This window comes from Listeria rocourtiae FSL F6-920, from assembly GCF_000525975.1.
GTDB lineage: Bacteria > Bacillota > Bacilli > Lactobacillales > Listeriaceae > Listeria_A > Listeria_A rocourtiae.
In genome coordinates this window covers 53,423-70,785 of sequence record NZ_AODK01000015.1, presented here as the reverse complement: position 1 = coordinate 70,785, position 17,363 = coordinate 53,423, and the positions used below count along the sequence as shown (strand labels likewise).

The following is a 17,363-nucleotide window of genomic DNA, read 5'->3' as shown; positions in this document are numbered from 1 at the left end:
TACTCCATCTAAGCTCCACTTTTACAAGTTATAATAAAGTGAATCGTGTTTTTAAGGAGGCTTACATGAAAAAAATATTAGTTGTAGAGGACGATCCAAATATTCTAGAGGTCACTCGCGCATTTCTTATTGCAGAAGGATACGAGGTCTTGACATCAGAAAATGGGATGGAGGCATTCGGAATTTTTGAATCGCAAGCGTTTGACCTAATTATCATGGATATTATGATGCCGAAAATGGATGGCTACACGCTTTGTGAACTTATTCGTACAAAGTCAAGCACCCCCATTCTAATGCTTACTGCTCTAGGCGAAGAGGACTCTGAATTGAAGGGATTCGAACTTGGCGCAGATGACTATATTCAAAAACCTTTTTCATATAAAGTATTGCTAAAACGCGTGGAGGCGCTCATTCGTAGAAGTTCTACAGAATCACCTGATAATATTCATATACTAGAGCTAGCCGAAATCGCATTGAATACCGAGTCCTTTCAAGTCACATCTCACGGTCAATCAGTAGAACTAACACGCAAAGAATTCGATATTTTACGCCTACTCATGAAAAATCCAGGTCGCGTTTTCACACGGGAAATGCTGTTGGAACAAGCTTGGGATTACGAATACATTGTCGATACGAAAATCATCAATACACACATCAAGAACCTGCGCAAAAAACTCGCTACTGATAAAATCCAAACAGTTAGGGGTGCTGGCTATAAAATGGATTACTAAGATTCGCGCGAAAATCAGTGCTAAGATATTTTTCATCACACTAGCGCTATTAATCGTATTCACAGCTTTGATTTACGCGATGTTACTTTTATTTCTACCAAATTTCTATCTTGATTATAAAAAACAAAAATTAGAGAATGGCGCCAATTTAGTCGTAGAAACATCTAAAACTGGCTCATTACAAGATATTGAATCTGCTATAGATGATTTTGCATCCACAAATAATATTTCACCATTCTTACTGAATAGTATGAATCAGATTGTCTATATTCCATTTACCGAAGCCCAATCTACTGGGCAGGCTTCAACAGCTATCACAGTGGGGGCATCCTCTGTTACAACCTTTTCATCAGAGTCCAATACAAGCGTCGAGAAGAGATTGACAATTAACGGTAAGCCCTACACCTTATACTACTTTATCAATATTCAGCCATTAACAGACATCTCCTCCGTATTATTGCTTTTTGCACCCTATTTCCTGATTTTTGTGCTAATTCTTAGTTTTATATCAGCCTACTTTTTCTCAAAAAGAACTGTAAAACCCCTTTTACGCATGAATGACGTTGCAAATAAGATGGCACGACTCGATTTTTCTGAAAACTTGCCAGTCAATTCCACAGATGAGATTGGGCAATTATCGCGCCACCTCAACGATATGGCGCATGAGCTGGAAGGAACTCTCATCGATTTACAGCGCGTCAACATCCAGTTAGAGACAGAGATTGCCAAAGAACGTGCACAGGAAGAAACACGAAAACAGTTTATTACTGCTGTCTCCCACGAGCTAAAATCACCAATTGCATCTGTGATGGGTCAACTTGAAGCGATGATTCATCGTATTGGCCCTTACAGCGATCGCAATACCTATTTAAAACGTTCTTATGAGACAATGGAGCAAATGTCGGCTCTCGTGCAAGATATGTTGGAAATATCACGCGTGGACAGCGCTGATTTTGAAATGAGCAAAACAACATTTAACCTCTCTACTTTTATTAGCGATTGCATCCAACAGGAACAGTGGCATCCTGAAGCCGCAAATCGGCGTTTGAGCAAGCAAATAACGTCTGACGTGTTCATTCACGCCAACCAAAAACTAGTCGAAAAAGCAATTACAAATGTCATTCATAATGCCTTCCAGTACTCAAAAAATGATGATGAAATCGTTATCACGCTAAGCCAAACGGCAACCAGCTGGCATTTTTCCATCTATAATGACGCACCCAAAATTCCAGATGAGGAACTTACTAAACTTTTCGATGCTTTTTACCGTCTCGAAAAATCAGGCAACAAGACAACTGGTGGAAGTGGTATTGGTTTATTCATCACTGCGACGTTTCTCGAAAAATCAAAGCTTTCCTACAAAATCGAAAATCAAGAACAAGGCGTCAAATTCAGCATCTGGGAATCAGAATCCACCTAATCTACACTTAAGGTCCACCCTATCTCCATTTTCTTTCGATAAAGTTAGTTTTATCAAAGAAATTGGAGGTTTTTTTTATATGGATTTTATCAGAAGAGCGTGTATCAGCATTTGGGCAAAGAAAGGAAAGTCCTTCCTTATGCTTATCTTACTATTCGTACTCTGTAGCCTCGTATTTGCTGGATTTGCAATCCAATCAGCTACCGAAAAAAGCGCAGAGAACGCCCGCAAGAAACTCGGTGGTGAAGTAACGTTAAACTTAAACATGGACAAACTAATGAAAGATATGGAGGCAGGAAAACAACCTAAGGAGGCCCCGCCACTTAAACTCGAAAACATCGAAAAAGTAAAAGATCTAGAGCAAGTAGCTAGTTATCAATATCTCGTGGACGCATCTGCAGCCAAAGTTGATAAAAATCCGATTAAATCAGAGAAAAAAGATGGTGATCAAGATATAGCCGTTGCTTCTGCTGGCGGCGGCGGAGAAGCAAAAATGCCAGACTTCATGTTAACTGGTACAAACAATACAGACGGTATCGCCACTTTTAAAAAGGGAACCGAGAAAATAGTTTCTGGAAAAAGCCTTACTAATAAAGACAAAGGTAATCTCGCTGTCATTGAAAAACGTTTTGCCGATCAGAATAAACTCAAAGTTGGCGACACCTTTAAACTCAAAGAATTACAAACAGACAAGCCAATCGAATTTACCGTTCATGGTATTTATACGAGCAATCAAGCAACCGGGTCCCAACAATTTCCTGTCGATTTCATGGAACCTGCCAATAAAATATACGTCCCAGTCGATGCCGCTATACCCTTCACTTACAACGGTTCTCTAACCTCAGCAACGTATACAATGACAGACCCACAGTTAATCGATGCTTTCAAAAAAGCAGCTTCTAAAGTGAGTGAAGTAGATAAAGACTTCTACCGATGGGATGCCAACGATGAAGCTTATAAAAAAAATGATGACACCTATCCAAAACGTTGCCTCTTTCGCGAATGTCATCGTTGTTATCACGGCACTTGCGGGTGGACTAATTTTAGCCCTTCTTGTTCTTTTATCCATTCGCGAACGCCGCTTTGAAATGGGTGTCCTACTCTCACTTGGTGAAAATAAAGCAAAACTAATTGGTCAATTTTTAGTTGAAGTTATCATGATTGGTATGATTGCCTTCTCGATTGCCTGTATCACAAGTCAGCCAATTGGCCAAGCAGTCACGAATCATATGCTTGCAAAAGAAGTCCAACAAACAAAAGACAATAAAGAAAATGAATCACCATCTGGCGCGATGGTTACTACCTTCGGCGGTTCAACAGACGTAGATAAACCAAAAGGTGAAGCTATCGATTCTGTAGACGTCACGATTTCAAGGCAAGACATGATTGAAGTCGGTGGCATTGGGATGCTAGTTATCATTATCGCAACCTTACTCCCATGTCTATTTATCATCAGACTTCAACCAAAAATGATCTTATCAAAAAACGATTAAAGGACAGGTGAATTTATATGGAAAATATTTTATCGTTAAACAATCTATCTTATCAATACCAGTCTGGTGGCAAAACCCAAACCATTTTAGAAAATACATCTTATGACTTTGACGCCAGCACATTCTATACTATCTTAGGTCCATCCGGTTCTGGAAAAACAACTATCCTCTCCATCGCATCGGGCCTCGATATACCAAATCAAGGGCAAGTATTATTCCAAAAACAGAGCATTAACAAATCACTAAGCTTACAAAAATACCGCAAAAACCATTGTGCCATCATTTTTCAAGCATATAATCTGATTCCCTACATGACCGCGCTACAAAATGTCATAACAGCAATCGGCATTCAGCATCCTGGTATGAGAAACAAGCGTGCCCATGCCATTAAAGTTTTAACAGAAGTTGGACTTACCGAAGACCAAATAAAGCGCCCCGTCCTAAAGCTCAGCGGTGGACAACAACAACGTGTCACCATCGCCCGAGCCCTCTCCGGTAGCGCCCAGATTATCTTTGCAGACGAACCAACTGGGAATCTAGATGGCGAAACCGCAGAAAAAATCATCTACTTATTCAAAGCATTGGCTCATCAAAAAGGAAAATGCATCATCATGGTAACGCACGATAAATCAATTGCCAAACAATCCGATATTACCTTAACATTAAAAGGCAAACAATTAATAGAAACATTTTGAGTAAGAAACCTCGCCTTAGCGAGGTTTCTTAAATTTGTTTAAACAAATTTAAGAAAAGGCTTGCATAAGTTGTTTAAACAACTTATAATAAATCTAATGAAATCGATTACATATTATAATTATCAGAAAGAGGGGAATTTTAAGATGGCAAAGGTTACAAAAAAGAATATCGCAGCAATAATTGCAGCAATTGGTGGCGAAGATAATATCAATATGGCGACGCATTGTATTTCTCGTCTCCGTTTTCAGCTTAAGGATGAATCCATTGTGGATGAAGAAGCACTAAAAGAAATTGATATTGTCCGAGGCAATTTCAGTTCTAATGGCCAGTACCAAGTCGTTATCGGCCAAGGAACCGTTGATAAAGCCTACGAAGAACTCGTTCGTCAGACGAATGTCAAAGAAGTCACTACCGCAGAACTGAAAGAAGAAAATGCGAAAAAATTAAATCCACTTCAAAAAATCGTGAAAATGCTAGCCGACGTTTTCATTCCAATTTTGCCAGCAATTGTAGCTAGTGGTCTTTTACTTGGTATTAATAATGTACTCGTTGGTGTTGGAATTTTTGTCGAGGGTAAATCACTTGTTGATATGTATCCGAACTTAGCTAGTATTGCTGGAATGATTAGTATGATTGCTGGGACCGCCTTTGCCTTCTTGCCAGCGCTTGTTGGTTGGTCGGCTGTAAAATATTTCGGTGGAAACCCGCTGATGGGAATTGTGCTCGGACTCGTGCTGGTGAATCCTGCATTGATGAGTGCTTATGATATCGGGGTGAAAGAGCCTCAGTACTGGAACTTCTTTGGACTTGAAGTGGCACAAATCGGTTACCAAGGTCAAGTATTGCCAGTTCTTGTGGCTGCTTGGGTATACGCTTCCATTGAAAAAGCGCTACGCCGTGTCGTTGCCGACGCTTTCCAATTACTGATTGTAGCCCCAGTAACACTTCTCGTGACGAGCGCACTTTCACTCATTGCGATTGGGCCTATCACACTCTGGATTTCTAACTGGATTACAGATGGGATTGTTGGCCTATCTAATATTTCACCAATGATTACTGGTATTCTATTCGGTGCCTGTTTTGCTCTTCTAGTTATTACTGGGATGCACCATGCCTTCCTTGCCGTCAATCTACAACTTATTTCAACGACGGGTAGAACGATGTTTTGGCCAATTCAAGCACTTTCCGATACAGCGCAAGGCTCGGCTGCACTTGCTATGGCTTTTGTAACTCGTGACAAAAAGAATCGTAGCATTGCGCTCACTTCCGCACTTTCAGCCTATCTTGGCATTACAGAACCCGCGATGTTTGGAGTCAATTTACGAGCTAAATACGCCTTCGTTTGTTCGATGATTGGTGCTGGACTTGCCGGCGGATTCATCGCTTACAACGGAGTCATCTCACAATCTATCGGTGTCAGCGGTTTGTTCTCAATCCTCTCCATTACGCGAGCTGGTTGGGGAGCATATGCAATTGGTATGCTGATTGCGATTGGTGTTCCCTTTGTACTAACATGTATTATCGGATTAGCAAGACGAAAACAAGGAAATGCAGGATTTTAGGAGGATTTTTTAAGATGAACAATGAATGGTGGAAAAAAGGAACAGTATACCAGATTTACCCGCGCAGTTTTAACGATACAAATGGCGATGGAATCGGTGACATTCGCGGTATTATTGAGAAATTAGATTATCTCGCCAAACTCGGCATCGATTTAGTCTGGTTAACACCAATGTATGTATCACCACAACGCGATAATGGCTACGATATTGCAGATTATTTTGCGATTGACCCACAGTACGGAACAATGGCTGATTTTGAAGAGCTTTTAGAAGAAGCGCACCGTCGTGGGTTAAAGATTATGATGGACATGGTAGTCAACCACACATCGTATCAGCATCACTGGTTTCAAGAAGCGCTAAAAGGCAAGGACAACCCGTATCGCGATTATTATATTTGGAAAGACCCCGCACCAGACGGTGGGCCACCGAATAACTGGCTTTCAAAGTTCAGCGGTTCAGCATGGGAGCTAGATGCCGCATCTGGCCAATATTACCTGCATCTTTATGAAGTAGGGATGCCAGATTTAAACTGGGAGAACCCGAATCTCCAAGAAGAAATCTATCAAATGATGGCTTGGTGGGGCGAGAAAGGTATCGACGGTTTCCGTTTAGATGTCATTAATAACATCTCAAAAAACCTTGATTTTCCGAATGATTCATTGGCAACAGCACAGGATGATGGCCGCAAATTTTATGTTGATGGACCACATGTTCATGAGTATTTACATCAGATGAATCGGCGCGTTTTTGAGAAATATAATCTTGTGACTGTCGGCGAAATGTCCTCCACAACACCTGAACAATGCATTAAATATACGCATCCAAAACGCGAAGAGCTGTCGATGGTGTTCAATTTTCATCATATGAAAGTCGACTATCCTAACGGGAAGAAATGGGCTAGTGCGAAATATCGACTATCAGATTTAAAGCGTGTCATGTCCGAATGGCAGTTGAAAATGGCGGCTGGCGGTGGTTGGAATGCCTTATTCTGGACGAATCATGACCAACCAAGAGCGCTTGCACGTTTTGCCGACGATCAAATATATCGGGAGCAGAGCGCAAAACTTCTAGCAATTATCTTGTTTGGTTTACAAGGAACTACCTATATTTATCAAGGTGAAGAAATTGCGATGACTGATGCTAATTTTACGGATATTTCGCAGTACGATGATGCAGAGTCACGGAATGCCTACAAGCAAATGCTTGCAGACGGTATGCCCGAGACCGACGCATTACAAAATTTTGCGTGAAAAATCACGGGAGAATGCTCGAATTCCAATGCAATGGAACGACGATGCTCATTCTGGTTTCACAAACGGAAAACCTTGGCTCGCACCGATTCACAAAGACACTTGGACAGCGGAGAAAGCCCTCGCGAATCCTGATTCTATTTTTTATACGTATCAACGCCTAATTGCTTTACGCCGTAGCCATGAAATTTTTGCAAATGGTGATTTCCGGTTACTAGACGCTACCAGTGAAACGATTTACGATTACGAGCGTCAATGGAATAGTGAAACATTGCTTGTCGTAGGTAATTTTAGTGCAGAGGAGCAAGTTTGGAATCTTCCAGAACGACATCATCATAAAACTTGTCAGATTCTCGAATCTAATTATCCGCATGAAGCAATAACAAATACGCTTGTTTTGCAACCTTACGAAGCCTTGCTTTTGCATATAAAATAAAACCAGCTTCAAAAAGTACTAGTTGCAAATAATACTTTACTTTACAAGCATCGCGTGTTAATATTATTTCATGCGATGAGCCTACAAGCAGTGTGAAGATTCCACTGCCAACCTCTTAAACATCAATGCTTTGTGGAAGGCAGTTTAAGGGCGCTATAAAAAGCCAGATGATGTTTTGTCATCTGGCTTTTTTCATATCATCCTTTAAAGTAAACCGCATAATCGCAGTCCTTTTTTCAATCCCATTGCAATCGCGTGATCCACAGCCTCAAACATCTCCAAATCATTCATTCCATCACCAAACGCGTATGTAGGAACATCCTCAAAATCCATGACTTCCAGTAGCTTGGCAATCCCTTGTGTTTTTGAATCACCTTTTGGCACTACATCATTACTGAACGGTGTATTCCGTACAAATTGAAAATAAGGAAAACGCTCTGGAAAATAATCAGCTCCATGTTCCAACAGTAACAACAACATATAGATTGGTTCATTCAGATAAAGCTCCACATCCGACGATTCCTCACCTAAATAACAATAATGCTTATCCATTACCTCATTTTGCGCCGTCCCACGAATTTTAGACTCCGTATAAACAGCCATTTCGACATTTTGTGACTTAGCTCCTTTATGTAACGCTTTAATCTCATCCACATCAATTGGACTCGTGTATACTTCTTTCCCACTATACGAAACATACTGACCATTCATCGCAATTACAGACGTCATTTCCGTTACTTCAAGCACATGCTCAATCTCACATAATGTACGTCCGTAGCGATAATCGGCATAATATTTTTTGCACGTAATTTCTGTAAAACATTCACCGAACTCGTCACCACCGTAGAATCAACCGGCAATAAAGTCCCATCTAAATCAAAAAAAAACAAATCGCTGCCGGTTTCAATCTAACAACTCCTTTCTTCAAACAACCTGCCACTAAACAATACCATATTTCAATCATGATGTATTCCGAATTTCAAATAAAAAGTTGGCATCCAAACGCTTGGACACCAACTCTTTCTCATTACAAATTGCTATAATAGACATCACCAATTTTTAGCATCGCGCTAATAGTATTGTATTTCTCGTCACCGATATGAATCTTCTCTTCTTCTTCTTGATAATGAATTGGCATTGATAGAATTGCTTCCTTATTTTGTTCAAAATAATGAGGATCCAACCCTAGCTTTTCAGTTATATTCAGTATGTATTTATTGAATTTCGCATTACTTATAACCTTACCATTCAAAATCGCTTCTGCTGTACCTTGCGAAAAATTAGTAGCCTTCGCAAAAGAGCGTTTCGTGAAACCATTCAATCTTATATATAAATTGATATTCTCTGCAATTCTTTTCTTTTCTAATCTATTCATTGTTTTTCCTCCCATATTGGGTTTGTCTATATTGCTAGTATGCCCGAGGAAAATGAGAATACGATTAAAACTGGGTAGTATTATGGTAATAAATTAAGAAAAGCTTCAACGGCGCTAAAAATCAGCCGTTAAAGCTCGAATAGAAGGTGTTAACTACAATTCAACGCATAGGTTTCATACGCATTTTCTCCAGATGTTAATACAACACAACTATCGTTGAACTTCCAATCCCTCCAAATAATCTAAAATCAGCGCTGTTCCATCTTTTCCTTGTCGCACACATTCCGACAACTCCACACCGTCAAATGATGCTCCCCCAGCAAAAATACCAGGATACTCCTGACGAAAAAAATCTAAGACCGCTGCTTTTCGTTGCAAATGTCCCACAGTATACTGCGGTATACTATTTCGCCAGCGTGTGACCATCGTGTACTCAGGAGCCTGATTAATCTTCATAATTCGATTCAAATCATTCAAAACGGTCTCTTCAATCGCTTTATCCGCTAAATCAACAATCGATTCTTCTTTCCTACGACCAATGAACGCACGCAACAGTATTTTGTCATCAGGAACTGTATGTGGCCATTTTCGGTGAATCCATGAACATGCTGTCATCGAAAAATCTTCATTTCGCGACACAACAAACCCACTTCCCTTAATGTCCCGCTCAATAGCATCTTTCGGAAAAATCATCCCAACAGATGCCACGCTCGCTGCTGGAATCTCACCAATTTCCTCAAAAACTGCGTCCTCTCGAAACATCGGAATAATTTCGTGATATGGTAACGCAATAAAAATACTGTCAGCTTGCAGCTTTTCCTGATTGGATATCATTAACTCATAACCGCGCGCTTGTTTTAAAATCTTTTGTACTCGCTTTCCTTTTTTTACTATTTTAGTGGAAAGTTCTTTTTCTAGTGCCTCCACAATCGTTGTTAAACCATCTCTTAGCGTCAAAAATGTCGATTCTGAAGCTTGCTTTGCCGTCGTTTTATTATAAATAGCGCGAATTCCCTTAATCAGACTTCCATGTTCACGTTCCAGCCGCAAAAAATGCTCACCAGTCGCTTCTGCGCTCATCTCGTACAAATCACCAGCATAAATTCCCGACATTAACGGTTCCAGCACATTATCAACCATTTCATCACCAACACGTGCCCTCAAAAAAGCCCCCAACGACATATCCTCACCATTCACTTGCTGCTTTCCCAAAAACAAATCACCAAGCACACGTAGCTTGCCACTAGCAGAAAGCAATCCAGACTTAAGAAATGAACGATATCGCGCCGGAATTCCCATGATTGACCCACGTGGAATCGCATGAAGATCCTGTTTTGCGAGAACATAATTATCCCCCGTTGCATTTTCTATCAACTGATCTTCCAGCCCTAGATCCTGTACCAAAGTCTGCATTTCCGGCTTCCGCCTCAAAAATGAATCAGGCCCACGCTCAATTACATATCCATCACGTCTAACGGTTTCAATCTTTCCCCCAACTCTTGTCCCCGCTTCCAGCAAAACCAATTCATAATCCAATCCCTTTTTTTCAAGCTCCCTTTTTTAAGTAAAACGTGCTCGACAATCCTGTAATTCCGCCACCAATCACAACTATTTTTTTCTTGACCACAGGAAACACTCACCTTTTAGTTAAATTTATCTCTATTTATTCCAACTTTTCCAAACAACTGTCGCCAATACATCTAAAAATTCCTGATCATCATTTGGCATCGGTGGACGGTGATAGACCGCTCCAATTTCATCCGTCACCACCTTACACTCGTAATCATTATCATACAACACCTCCAAATGCTCCGCCACAAACCCAACTGGTGTATAAATAAAATGCTTGTAGCCATGCTCCGCAAACAAAGTACGCGTCAAGTCCTGCACATCAGGCCCAAGCCAAGGCGTCCCTGTCTTGCCTTCACTTTGCCAACCCAATGCATAGTGTGGTACATCCACTTGATCAAAAATCAAATTCGCTGTCTCCTCCAACTGATCTGGGTATGGATCACCGTGCTCCTTAATCTTCTCCGGCAAACTATGCGCCGAAACAATAAGCACTGTCTTATCTAACTCCTCTTTCGGAATCGCAACAGCATTAATCCGTCTCGTCCACATCTCAATAAATTTCGGTTCATCATACCAACTATCGATTGTCTGAATCACTGGCCCGCCAATCTCTTCTGTTTTTTTAAGAGCTCGACCATTATACTCCTTCACACTGAAACTAGAATAGTGCGGTGCTAAAATAATCGAAATCGCTTCTTCCAAACCATCATTTTTCATTTCCTGTACCGCATCTTCAATAAACGGTTCAATGTGCTTCAGTCCAATATACGCCTTAAATTCAATATCCGATTGCATGCCATTCAGTGTCTCCGCTAGTCCAAACGCTTGTGCCTGCGTAATCTTAGCAAGTGGAGAAAGTCCACCAATCGCGTGATACCGCGAACGAAGATCATCAATCAAATCCTGACTTGGCGTACGTCCATGCCGAATATCTGTATAATAACGCTCAATATCCTCATCTTTGTAAGGCGTTCCATATGCCATTACCAACAATCCAACTTTTCTGCTCACTGCTCTCCACCCCTTAGTAAAATTGCACTTCTCTCATGTACAAACGCCGTTAATTCCTTCAACATCTCAGGCTGCACCTCTGGAAAAACACCATGCCCTAAATTAAAAATAAAGCCTGGTCCCTGCGTTCCTTCTTCTAAAATAAGATTCGCTTGCTCCAAACATTTTTCGCGCGCCAAAAGTAGCGAAGGATCCAAATTCCCCTGCAACGCCTTGCCGCCAGCTCGCATTCTAGCATCCGCAATCGACATCCGCCAGTCTACACCAACCACATCCACATCTAAATCTCGCCACTCAGGCAACAAATGCGTCGCGCCAACTGCTTGCATAATAACAGGCGTCAGCGGACTTTCTTTCTTCACTGTTGTTATAATTTGCGCAATACCAGGTTTAATATATGTATGGTAGTCCGCGGCACTAAGCGCACCAACCCACGAATCAAAAAATTTGAACAGCGCTAGCCCCAGCTTTAATCTGTGCTAGCAAATAATCCGCCGTCATCACCGCTAATTTGTGCATCAACATATGCCATTCCGCCTCATGTGTATACATAAATGCCTTCGTTTGATGATACGTTTTTGATGGTCCCCCTTCAATCATATAACTTGCAAGCGTAAACGGCGCCCCAGCAAATCCAATCAGCGGTACAGTAAGCTGTTCCTCTGCTAACAAGCGAATTGTATCTAACACATACGGCACATGTTCATCAGCTTGAAATGACACCAATCGCTCAACATCCTTACCCGTCTGAATCGGATTCGCAATTACTGGTCCAACCCCGCTCTTAATCTCCACCTCCACACCCATACCAGGAAGTGGCGTCATAATATCTTTATAAAGAATAGCTGCATCCACACCATACTGCTCAACAGGAAGACGTGTTACATAAGCGCACAGCTCCGGCTGATGCGTAATTTCAAATAATGAATACTTTTCCTTTAACTTGCGATATTCTGGTTGTGAGCGCCCTGCTTGTCGCATATACCAAACCGGAATCTGATCCACAGCCTCTTTTCTAGCAGCACGTAAAAATAAGTCATTCTCTAACCTCTTCATAAACAAAACCCCTTCATGTTCATTAAAGCACATAAATCCCTAACGCACTTTATAATTATTACAATCTACAGCATACCAAAAAAAACAAGTTAAAAACCAGATAAGTCACTCCATAACGTTTTATTTTTGCAGAAAGAGGAATATAGTTGTAGTATTTAGTTATGGAATAATTTATCCTGTTCTACATACTACTTATAGAAAGAAGGCCATTTTTATGAAATACGCGTATATCACAAGCGGAACGGAACACTTTCTTCGCCAAATCCTATCAGATAATCCAACCCGTAACATCCTACTACTACAAAATTTTGGTGACTCCATCCTTTTAGAGGAAACAACCGAATCTACCGTTTTTAAAGAAGGAACAGCTTATCGAATCAACCAAAACTTTGGTGAAATAAAAGGCTATGGTACTGTAACATTCGAATATCTGTACCTGCGCTCGGAAGAAGTTCCTATTTTTCAAAAATTATATCAATCTGTTGCCTTGACCTTACACGAAGCGCGCGGTCTACAATGTATGCAACTACTACAATCTAGAACCGAAAACAAATACCTCATCATCACCTTTTGGGACAGTGGTGACGACTATCAACATTGGAAAACCGGTCGCGAACACAATAAAATCATGGAGCATATTCGTAGCAATAGCTCACAAAGCGGTTTCTCACATGTTGATGTCTACCATTTCCCTGAATATTTCCATGATGAAAAATAATAATCGTTTACAACTAAACATTAAAAAATACGTTGTTGAAACCCGTTTTCAACAACGTATTTTTAAGCTTATTGATAAATCCTTTTCACCCGATATGGCACATATACGAATGTAAACACTGCCACAAAAGCTAAGTTTACCGCCAATATAATCACGCCACCAATTGAACCATTCTGCGCAATTCCCACAATTCCAAACAGTAATGCCTGAGCCAAAAGCAAAATCCGCAAGAAATGAATAAACGAGCGCCGCCTAAAATGGTCATCAACGGGATAAAGCCTCAACATCACCTGTCCATCGAAATGGCGTAACATCGGAATAAACTGAAATCCGGTTAAATAAATAAACAAGAGCGAAAAAATAATATTGAGATAAAATCCTTGCACAAAGACGAGCAATAAGAATGCAATAACCGTCAAGCGTACATAGAGCCCCATAAATTCATTTGTTCTTACAAAAGTTCGGCTCCACAAATATGCAAATGACTTCTCTTTTGCATACGGAATCGGGCGATACAAGAAATCTAGGTACGCACGACGACGCACTGTTCCTTTTAAATGTGGAACATCCGTAAACAAGTTAGCCAGACGGTAGAACCTATTCATCCGCGCTTCTTCCTTATCAATCAAATATTCCCATCGAATCGTCAGCCCCACCGTTTTGCGCTTCATCCACATATAACTCACTAGAAGTACGACTAGCGTCACCGGTATCGACCAAATCAAATGAAATGCTAGCACCAAATAAATCAGCGCTGCACTCACCACAATTCGCGTAAACAGCCACGTCGTATCCGCATTTTCAAGCTTCATAGATTCCCATTGAAAATACACATTCCACAACTTAATCAAAAGCATTACGAGCAACAACGGAAAAAATCGCGAAAAACTAAACCCAGTTACAACAGCATACATTGGCATACATGCAGCTAAAACTAAAATAAAGATATAAATCTGCATCCAAAAACTAGCCACATTCGCCTTTTTGAAATACTGATCCATCGCTTTTTCCTGAACAATCAAATAAACCGCATCCGGCCGTTTAAGTAATGTGGTAATCGTTGTCACCGCAATTGCCGCTGTCAGCAAAATCACCATCAAAGGAATCGCTGGGAAAACCGGCGTCAGCGTCTTCACCCAGCCAGAATACGAGTAAACAAACGCTCCTACACCAATAATCAGTACGAAAAGCAAGTGATCATTTAACATATAGCGCATATATCGGCTGACTTCTTCCATATAACTACCAAAACGCTTCTTAAATAAATCTACCGCATCAAACTTCATCGGCCTGCTCTTCTTCCCTAGTTAATTGTACGTAAATCTCGTCTAACGAAGCTCCTGGCATTTCAAAATCCGCCTGCAAATCAGCAAGTGTTCCCTGCGCGCGAATAATTCCGTCATGTAAAATAATAAAGCTATCACAATACTTCTCGGCCGTCGCTAAAATATGCGTCGACATCAAAATGCTTGCGCCTGTATCCTTCATCTCTTCAATCCAATGCAAAAGTGACTGAATACCGAGTGGATCAAGCCCTACGAATGGCTCATCGATAATATACAAATTCGGCTCAATTAAAAACGCCGACATAATCATCACCTTCTGCTTCATTCCTTTTGAAAAATGGGCAGGAAACCAGTTCAGTTTCTTCTCTAAACGAAATTCTTTTAACAAAGGTACCATCCGAGTATTCATTTCCTCTTCCGTTAAACCATAAGCCATCGCTGTAAGCTCCAAATGTTCTTTTAGCGTCAACTCCTCATACAGAACCGGCGTTTCCGGAATATAAGCAAACTGCTTGCGGTATTCCTCCGTATTTTCTGTCAACGTATGCCCATTAATCGTGATTGTGCCTTGCTTTTGTTGCATCAATCCTGTAATATGCTTAATCGTCGTACTTTTACCAGCGCCATTCAAGCCAATCAATCCAACAATTTGGCGCTCCTCAATTGTAAAGGAAATATCTTTTAAAACTGGGCGTTTCGTATAGCCTCCAGTTAAATTATGAACCTCTACTAAAGCCATATTATCACTCCTATTATCCATCTTATTGTCCCTATAATAGCATAGTTAATATCATTTTCGCTATAAATTAACTAATTCCAGTTTGTTTCACACATGCGTTTTGCGCGATTTTATGGTACATTAGATACAAGAGAGAGTGAATTTATTCGGAGGTGTCTATTTCATTATGGATGATTGTATTTTCTGCAAAATAATAAACGGCGAGATTCCTTCAGCTAAAGTTTATGAAGATGACAAAGTGTATGCTTTTCTTGATTTAGGGCAAGTAACAGAAGGCCACACGCTCGTTATCCCTAAACAACATGCGCGTAATATTTTTGACTTACCAGAAGAAACAGCAGCAGAAATATTTAAGCGTGTTCCAAAAATTGCAGCAGGACTCAAAAAAGCTTTACCCTTAAAAGGACTTAATATTTTGAATAACAATGAAGAAATCGCATCACAAAGCGTCTTTCATTTTCATATTCACCTTATTCCCCGCTATAAAAATAAAGATGATTTCGGCTTAAAATGGGCGGACAATGCCAATTGGTATTCCAAAGAAGCCTTCCAAGAACTAGCTGACAAAATTGCCAAAGAAGTCTAAAGGAGTGTTAACTATGAATACAAAATCTGTCTTACTCGGCGTACTTATCGGAGGTATTACAAGCGCTGCAACAGCACTGATTCTAGCACCTAAATCCGGTCGTGAAATACGCCAAGACATCGCTTCTAAATCAGGCGAAGCAAGTGTAATCTTAAAAGAGCTAGCCTATAATGCAACAGACTTGTTCCAATCCGTTCAAGTTTTAAGTACAGAAGGCACAACTTTATTGAAAGATTTATCAACAGACATCAAAGAATCGGTAGCCAATTGGAATGAAGAAATGGAACCCGAAAAAGCTCGTCTAAAAGAGGAAATTAAAGATATGCAAAAAACAATATCAGACCTAGAAAAAACATTAAAAAAAGACAAAAAAGAAGCCAAATAACTTAAAAGGCGTAGACTGTTCTCCCGCAGAGCATTTACGTCTTTTTTAATCGTAAAGAAAGCAACATTTGACATACATTATTCACAACCTATTGTTTATTACTCAGAAAAAGGTTGAAAAAAAATGCTACAGGGACTACAATACTAAGGTGATTAGTGAGTCTTTATGTTTTGGATAATGATTCTTGCTTTGGATCACATATTTTCTTAGTAGATGGAGGATTAGTTAGCCATGCGTTGTTTAAAGACAATTAATGTGGAACGAAAAGATGAATATAACCGCGTCTTTTTTAAATCCAGCTTAATTTCACTCGCCGTTATGTGCGTCCTAGTTTTAATTGAAAATTTGGCTTTTCCTGGTCAATTTGTGATGATTTTTGAATTACCTACGTTCATTGCCTTACTTTTATTGTACCCAATTCATAAATGTCTTCACTTACTCGCTTTATTACCCTATCGTAATGGCCTGCAAATGCGATTTAAAAGTCATTTTTACATCTTGCCATGTTTACAAATGCGAGTAAAGCGTGTTATTCCAAAATGGCGTTATATCGCATCGCTTGCTTTACCGTTTATTGTAATCTCAGCGTTATTAATCGTTGCCATGATAGTGACACCTGTACTCCACTCGCCTCTTTTTCTTATTTTGATTGCGATTCATGCAGGAATGTGCTATCCAGATTGCATTCATATTAGAAATATCATTGGAACACCAAAACATACTTTTGTAGAAGATGCTGATCGTGGTTTTTCAGTGCTTGTGTCAGAAGAGTAAGGAGGAACCCAATGTTACTTTATGTATTATATGCCATTTTTGGGGTCATCGCTTTATTTGCTTTTAACTTTCTAGTCGAACGATATGCGACAAAACAAGATTTTAACCCAAAACAATGCCAATTATTTTACCGGGTTGTGAACATTGCTGTACTGTTACTTCTTTTTTCAGCAACATTTGAGGGCATTATGCTATCTTAGAGAAACCTTAGGCAAAATTAGAAATAGATTAGATTTTCGACATTTTACGCTACTACTAACCATTATGTGGTAT

General features: G+C 40.1%; 15 protein-coding genes and 4 pseudogenes. 12 read left to right on the top strand and 7 right to left on the bottom strand.

The genetic code is table 11. The features are described from left to right. Window positions 1-65: 65 nt before the first annotated feature. The 7 genes and pseudogenes from PROCOU_RS06280 (at window position 66) to PROCOU_RS06255 (ending at window position 7,588) form a co-directional block, all read left to right on the top strand. Entirely contained in the window at window positions 66-731 is a 666-nt protein-coding gene (locus PROCOU_RS06280; protein ID WP_036070574.1) for a response regulator transcription factor, read from the top strand. Continuing rightward, window positions 706-2,151, top strand: a complete 1,446-nt coding sequence (locus PROCOU_RS06275; protein WP_051994235.1) for a HAMP domain-containing sensor histidine kinase — start codon at window positions 706-708, stop codon at window positions 2,149-2,151. The genes PROCOU_RS06280 and PROCOU_RS06275 overlap by 26 nt, the downstream gene beginning before the upstream one ends. 79 nt (window positions 2,152-2,230) lie before the next feature. Then, complete coding sequence (locus PROCOU_RS18340; protein ID WP_051994234.1) at window positions 2,231-3,238, top strand: ABC transporter permease; 1,008 nt, start codon at window positions 2,231-2,233, stop codon at window positions 3,236-3,238. Further along, window positions 3,120-3,644 (top strand): FtsX-like permease family protein, encoded by a 525-nt coding sequence (locus tag PROCOU_RS16445; protein WP_244266248.1) that lies wholly within the window; start codon window positions 3,120-3,122, stop codon window positions 3,642-3,644. The genes PROCOU_RS18340 and PROCOU_RS16445 overlap by 119 nt, the downstream gene beginning before the upstream one ends. A gap of 17 nt (window positions 3,645-3,661) precedes the next feature. Continuing rightward, window positions 3,662-4,339 (top strand): ABC transporter ATP-binding protein, encoded by a 678-nt coding sequence (locus PROCOU_RS06265; protein ID WP_036070571.1) that lies wholly within the window; start codon window positions 3,662-3,664, stop codon window positions 4,337-4,339. A gap of 144 nt (window positions 4,340-4,483) precedes the next feature. After that, window positions 4,484-5,902, top strand: coding sequence for a PTS trehalose transporter subunit IIBC (treB, locus tag PROCOU_RS06260; protein ID WP_036070569.1), 1,419 nt, complete (start codon window positions 4,484-4,486; stop codon window positions 5,900-5,902). A 14-nt stretch (window positions 5,903-5,916) separates the two neighbouring features. Continuing rightward, a pseudogene (locus PROCOU_RS06255) lies at window positions 5,917-7,588 on the top strand (alpha,alpha-phosphotrehalase). 204 nt (window positions 7,589-7,792) lie between these two features. On the opposite strand, the pseudogene PROCOU_RS06250 reads toward PROCOU_RS06255, so the two are convergent. The 5 genes and pseudogenes from PROCOU_RS06250 to hemE form a co-directional block, all read right to left on the bottom strand. Next, window positions 7,793-8,415 (bottom strand): annotated as a pseudogene (locus PROCOU_RS06250) (HAD-IIB family hydrolase). Between the two features lie 200 nt (window positions 8,416-8,615). Then, window positions 8,616-8,963 carry a hypothetical protein gene (locus PROCOU_RS06245; RefSeq protein ID WP_036070567.1) on the bottom strand — a complete coding sequence of 116 codons (348 nt, stop codon included), beginning with the start codon at window positions 8,961-8,963 and terminating at the stop codon, window positions 8,616-8,618. 210 nt (window positions 8,964-9,173) lie between these two features. Then, a pseudogene (gene hemG, locus PROCOU_RS06240) lies at window positions 9,174-10,508 on the bottom strand (protoporphyrinogen oxidase); the annotation flags it as partial. A gap of 114 nt (window positions 10,509-10,622) precedes the next feature. After that, window positions 10,623-11,546 (bottom strand): ferrochelatase, encoded by a 924-nt coding sequence (gene hemH / locus PROCOU_RS06235; protein ID WP_036070565.1) that lies wholly within the window; start codon window positions 11,544-11,546, stop codon window positions 10,623-10,625. Then, a pseudogene (gene hemE, locus PROCOU_RS06230) lies at window positions 11,543-12,602 on the bottom strand (uroporphyrinogen decarboxylase). Before hemE ends, hemH begins: the two are co-directional and overlap by 4 nt. A gap of 214 nt (window positions 12,603-12,816) precedes the next feature. Here hemE and PROCOU_RS06225 point away from each other — a divergent pair. Beyond that, the gene (locus PROCOU_RS06225; protein WP_036070563.1) at window positions 12,817-13,320 is read left to right on the top strand and encodes an antibiotic biosynthesis monooxygenase family protein; all 504 of its coding nucleotides are present in this window, start codon (window positions 12,817-12,819) and stop codon (window positions 13,318-13,320) included. A gap of 68 nt (window positions 13,321-13,388) precedes the next feature. On the opposite strand, the gene PROCOU_RS06220 is transcribed toward PROCOU_RS06225, so the two are convergent. Together PROCOU_RS06220 and PROCOU_RS06215 are read right to left on the bottom strand one after the other, a co-directional pair. Continuing rightward, a complete protein-coding gene (locus PROCOU_RS06220) occupies window positions 13,389-14,606 on the bottom strand; it encodes an ABC transporter permease (protein WP_036070560.1) in 1,218 nt (405 codons plus the stop codon). Further along, window positions 14,596-15,345, bottom strand: coding sequence for an ABC transporter ATP-binding protein (locus PROCOU_RS06215; RefSeq protein WP_036070557.1), 750 nt, complete (start codon window positions 15,343-15,345; stop codon window positions 14,596-14,598). Before PROCOU_RS06215 ends, PROCOU_RS06220 begins: the two co-directional genes overlap by 11 nt. 166 nt (window positions 15,346-15,511) lie before the next feature. On the opposite strand from PROCOU_RS06215, the gene PROCOU_RS06210 reads away from it, so the two are divergent. From PROCOU_RS06210 to PROCOU_RS06195, 4 genes are all read left to right on the top strand, one after another. Then, window positions 15,512-15,931, top strand: coding sequence for an HIT family protein (locus tag PROCOU_RS06210; RefSeq protein WP_036070554.1), 420 nt, complete (start codon window positions 15,512-15,514; stop codon window positions 15,929-15,931). A 13-nt stretch (window positions 15,932-15,944) separates the two neighbouring features. Continuing rightward, window positions 15,945-16,316 (top strand): YtxH domain-containing protein, encoded by a 372-nt coding sequence (locus PROCOU_RS06205; RefSeq protein WP_036070551.1) that lies wholly within the window; start codon window positions 15,945-15,947, stop codon window positions 16,314-16,316. 231 nt (window positions 16,317-16,547) lie between these two features. Further along, complete coding sequence (locus PROCOU_RS06200; protein WP_036070548.1) at window positions 16,548-17,090, top strand: DUF3267 domain-containing protein; 543 nt, start codon at window positions 16,548-16,550, stop codon at window positions 17,088-17,090. Between the two features lie 11 nt (window positions 17,091-17,101). Continuing rightward, window positions 17,102-17,290 (top strand): hypothetical protein, encoded by a 189-nt coding sequence (locus PROCOU_RS06195; protein ID WP_036070545.1) that lies wholly within the window; start codon window positions 17,102-17,104, stop codon window positions 17,288-17,290. Window positions 17,291-17,363 lie beyond the last annotated feature (73 nt).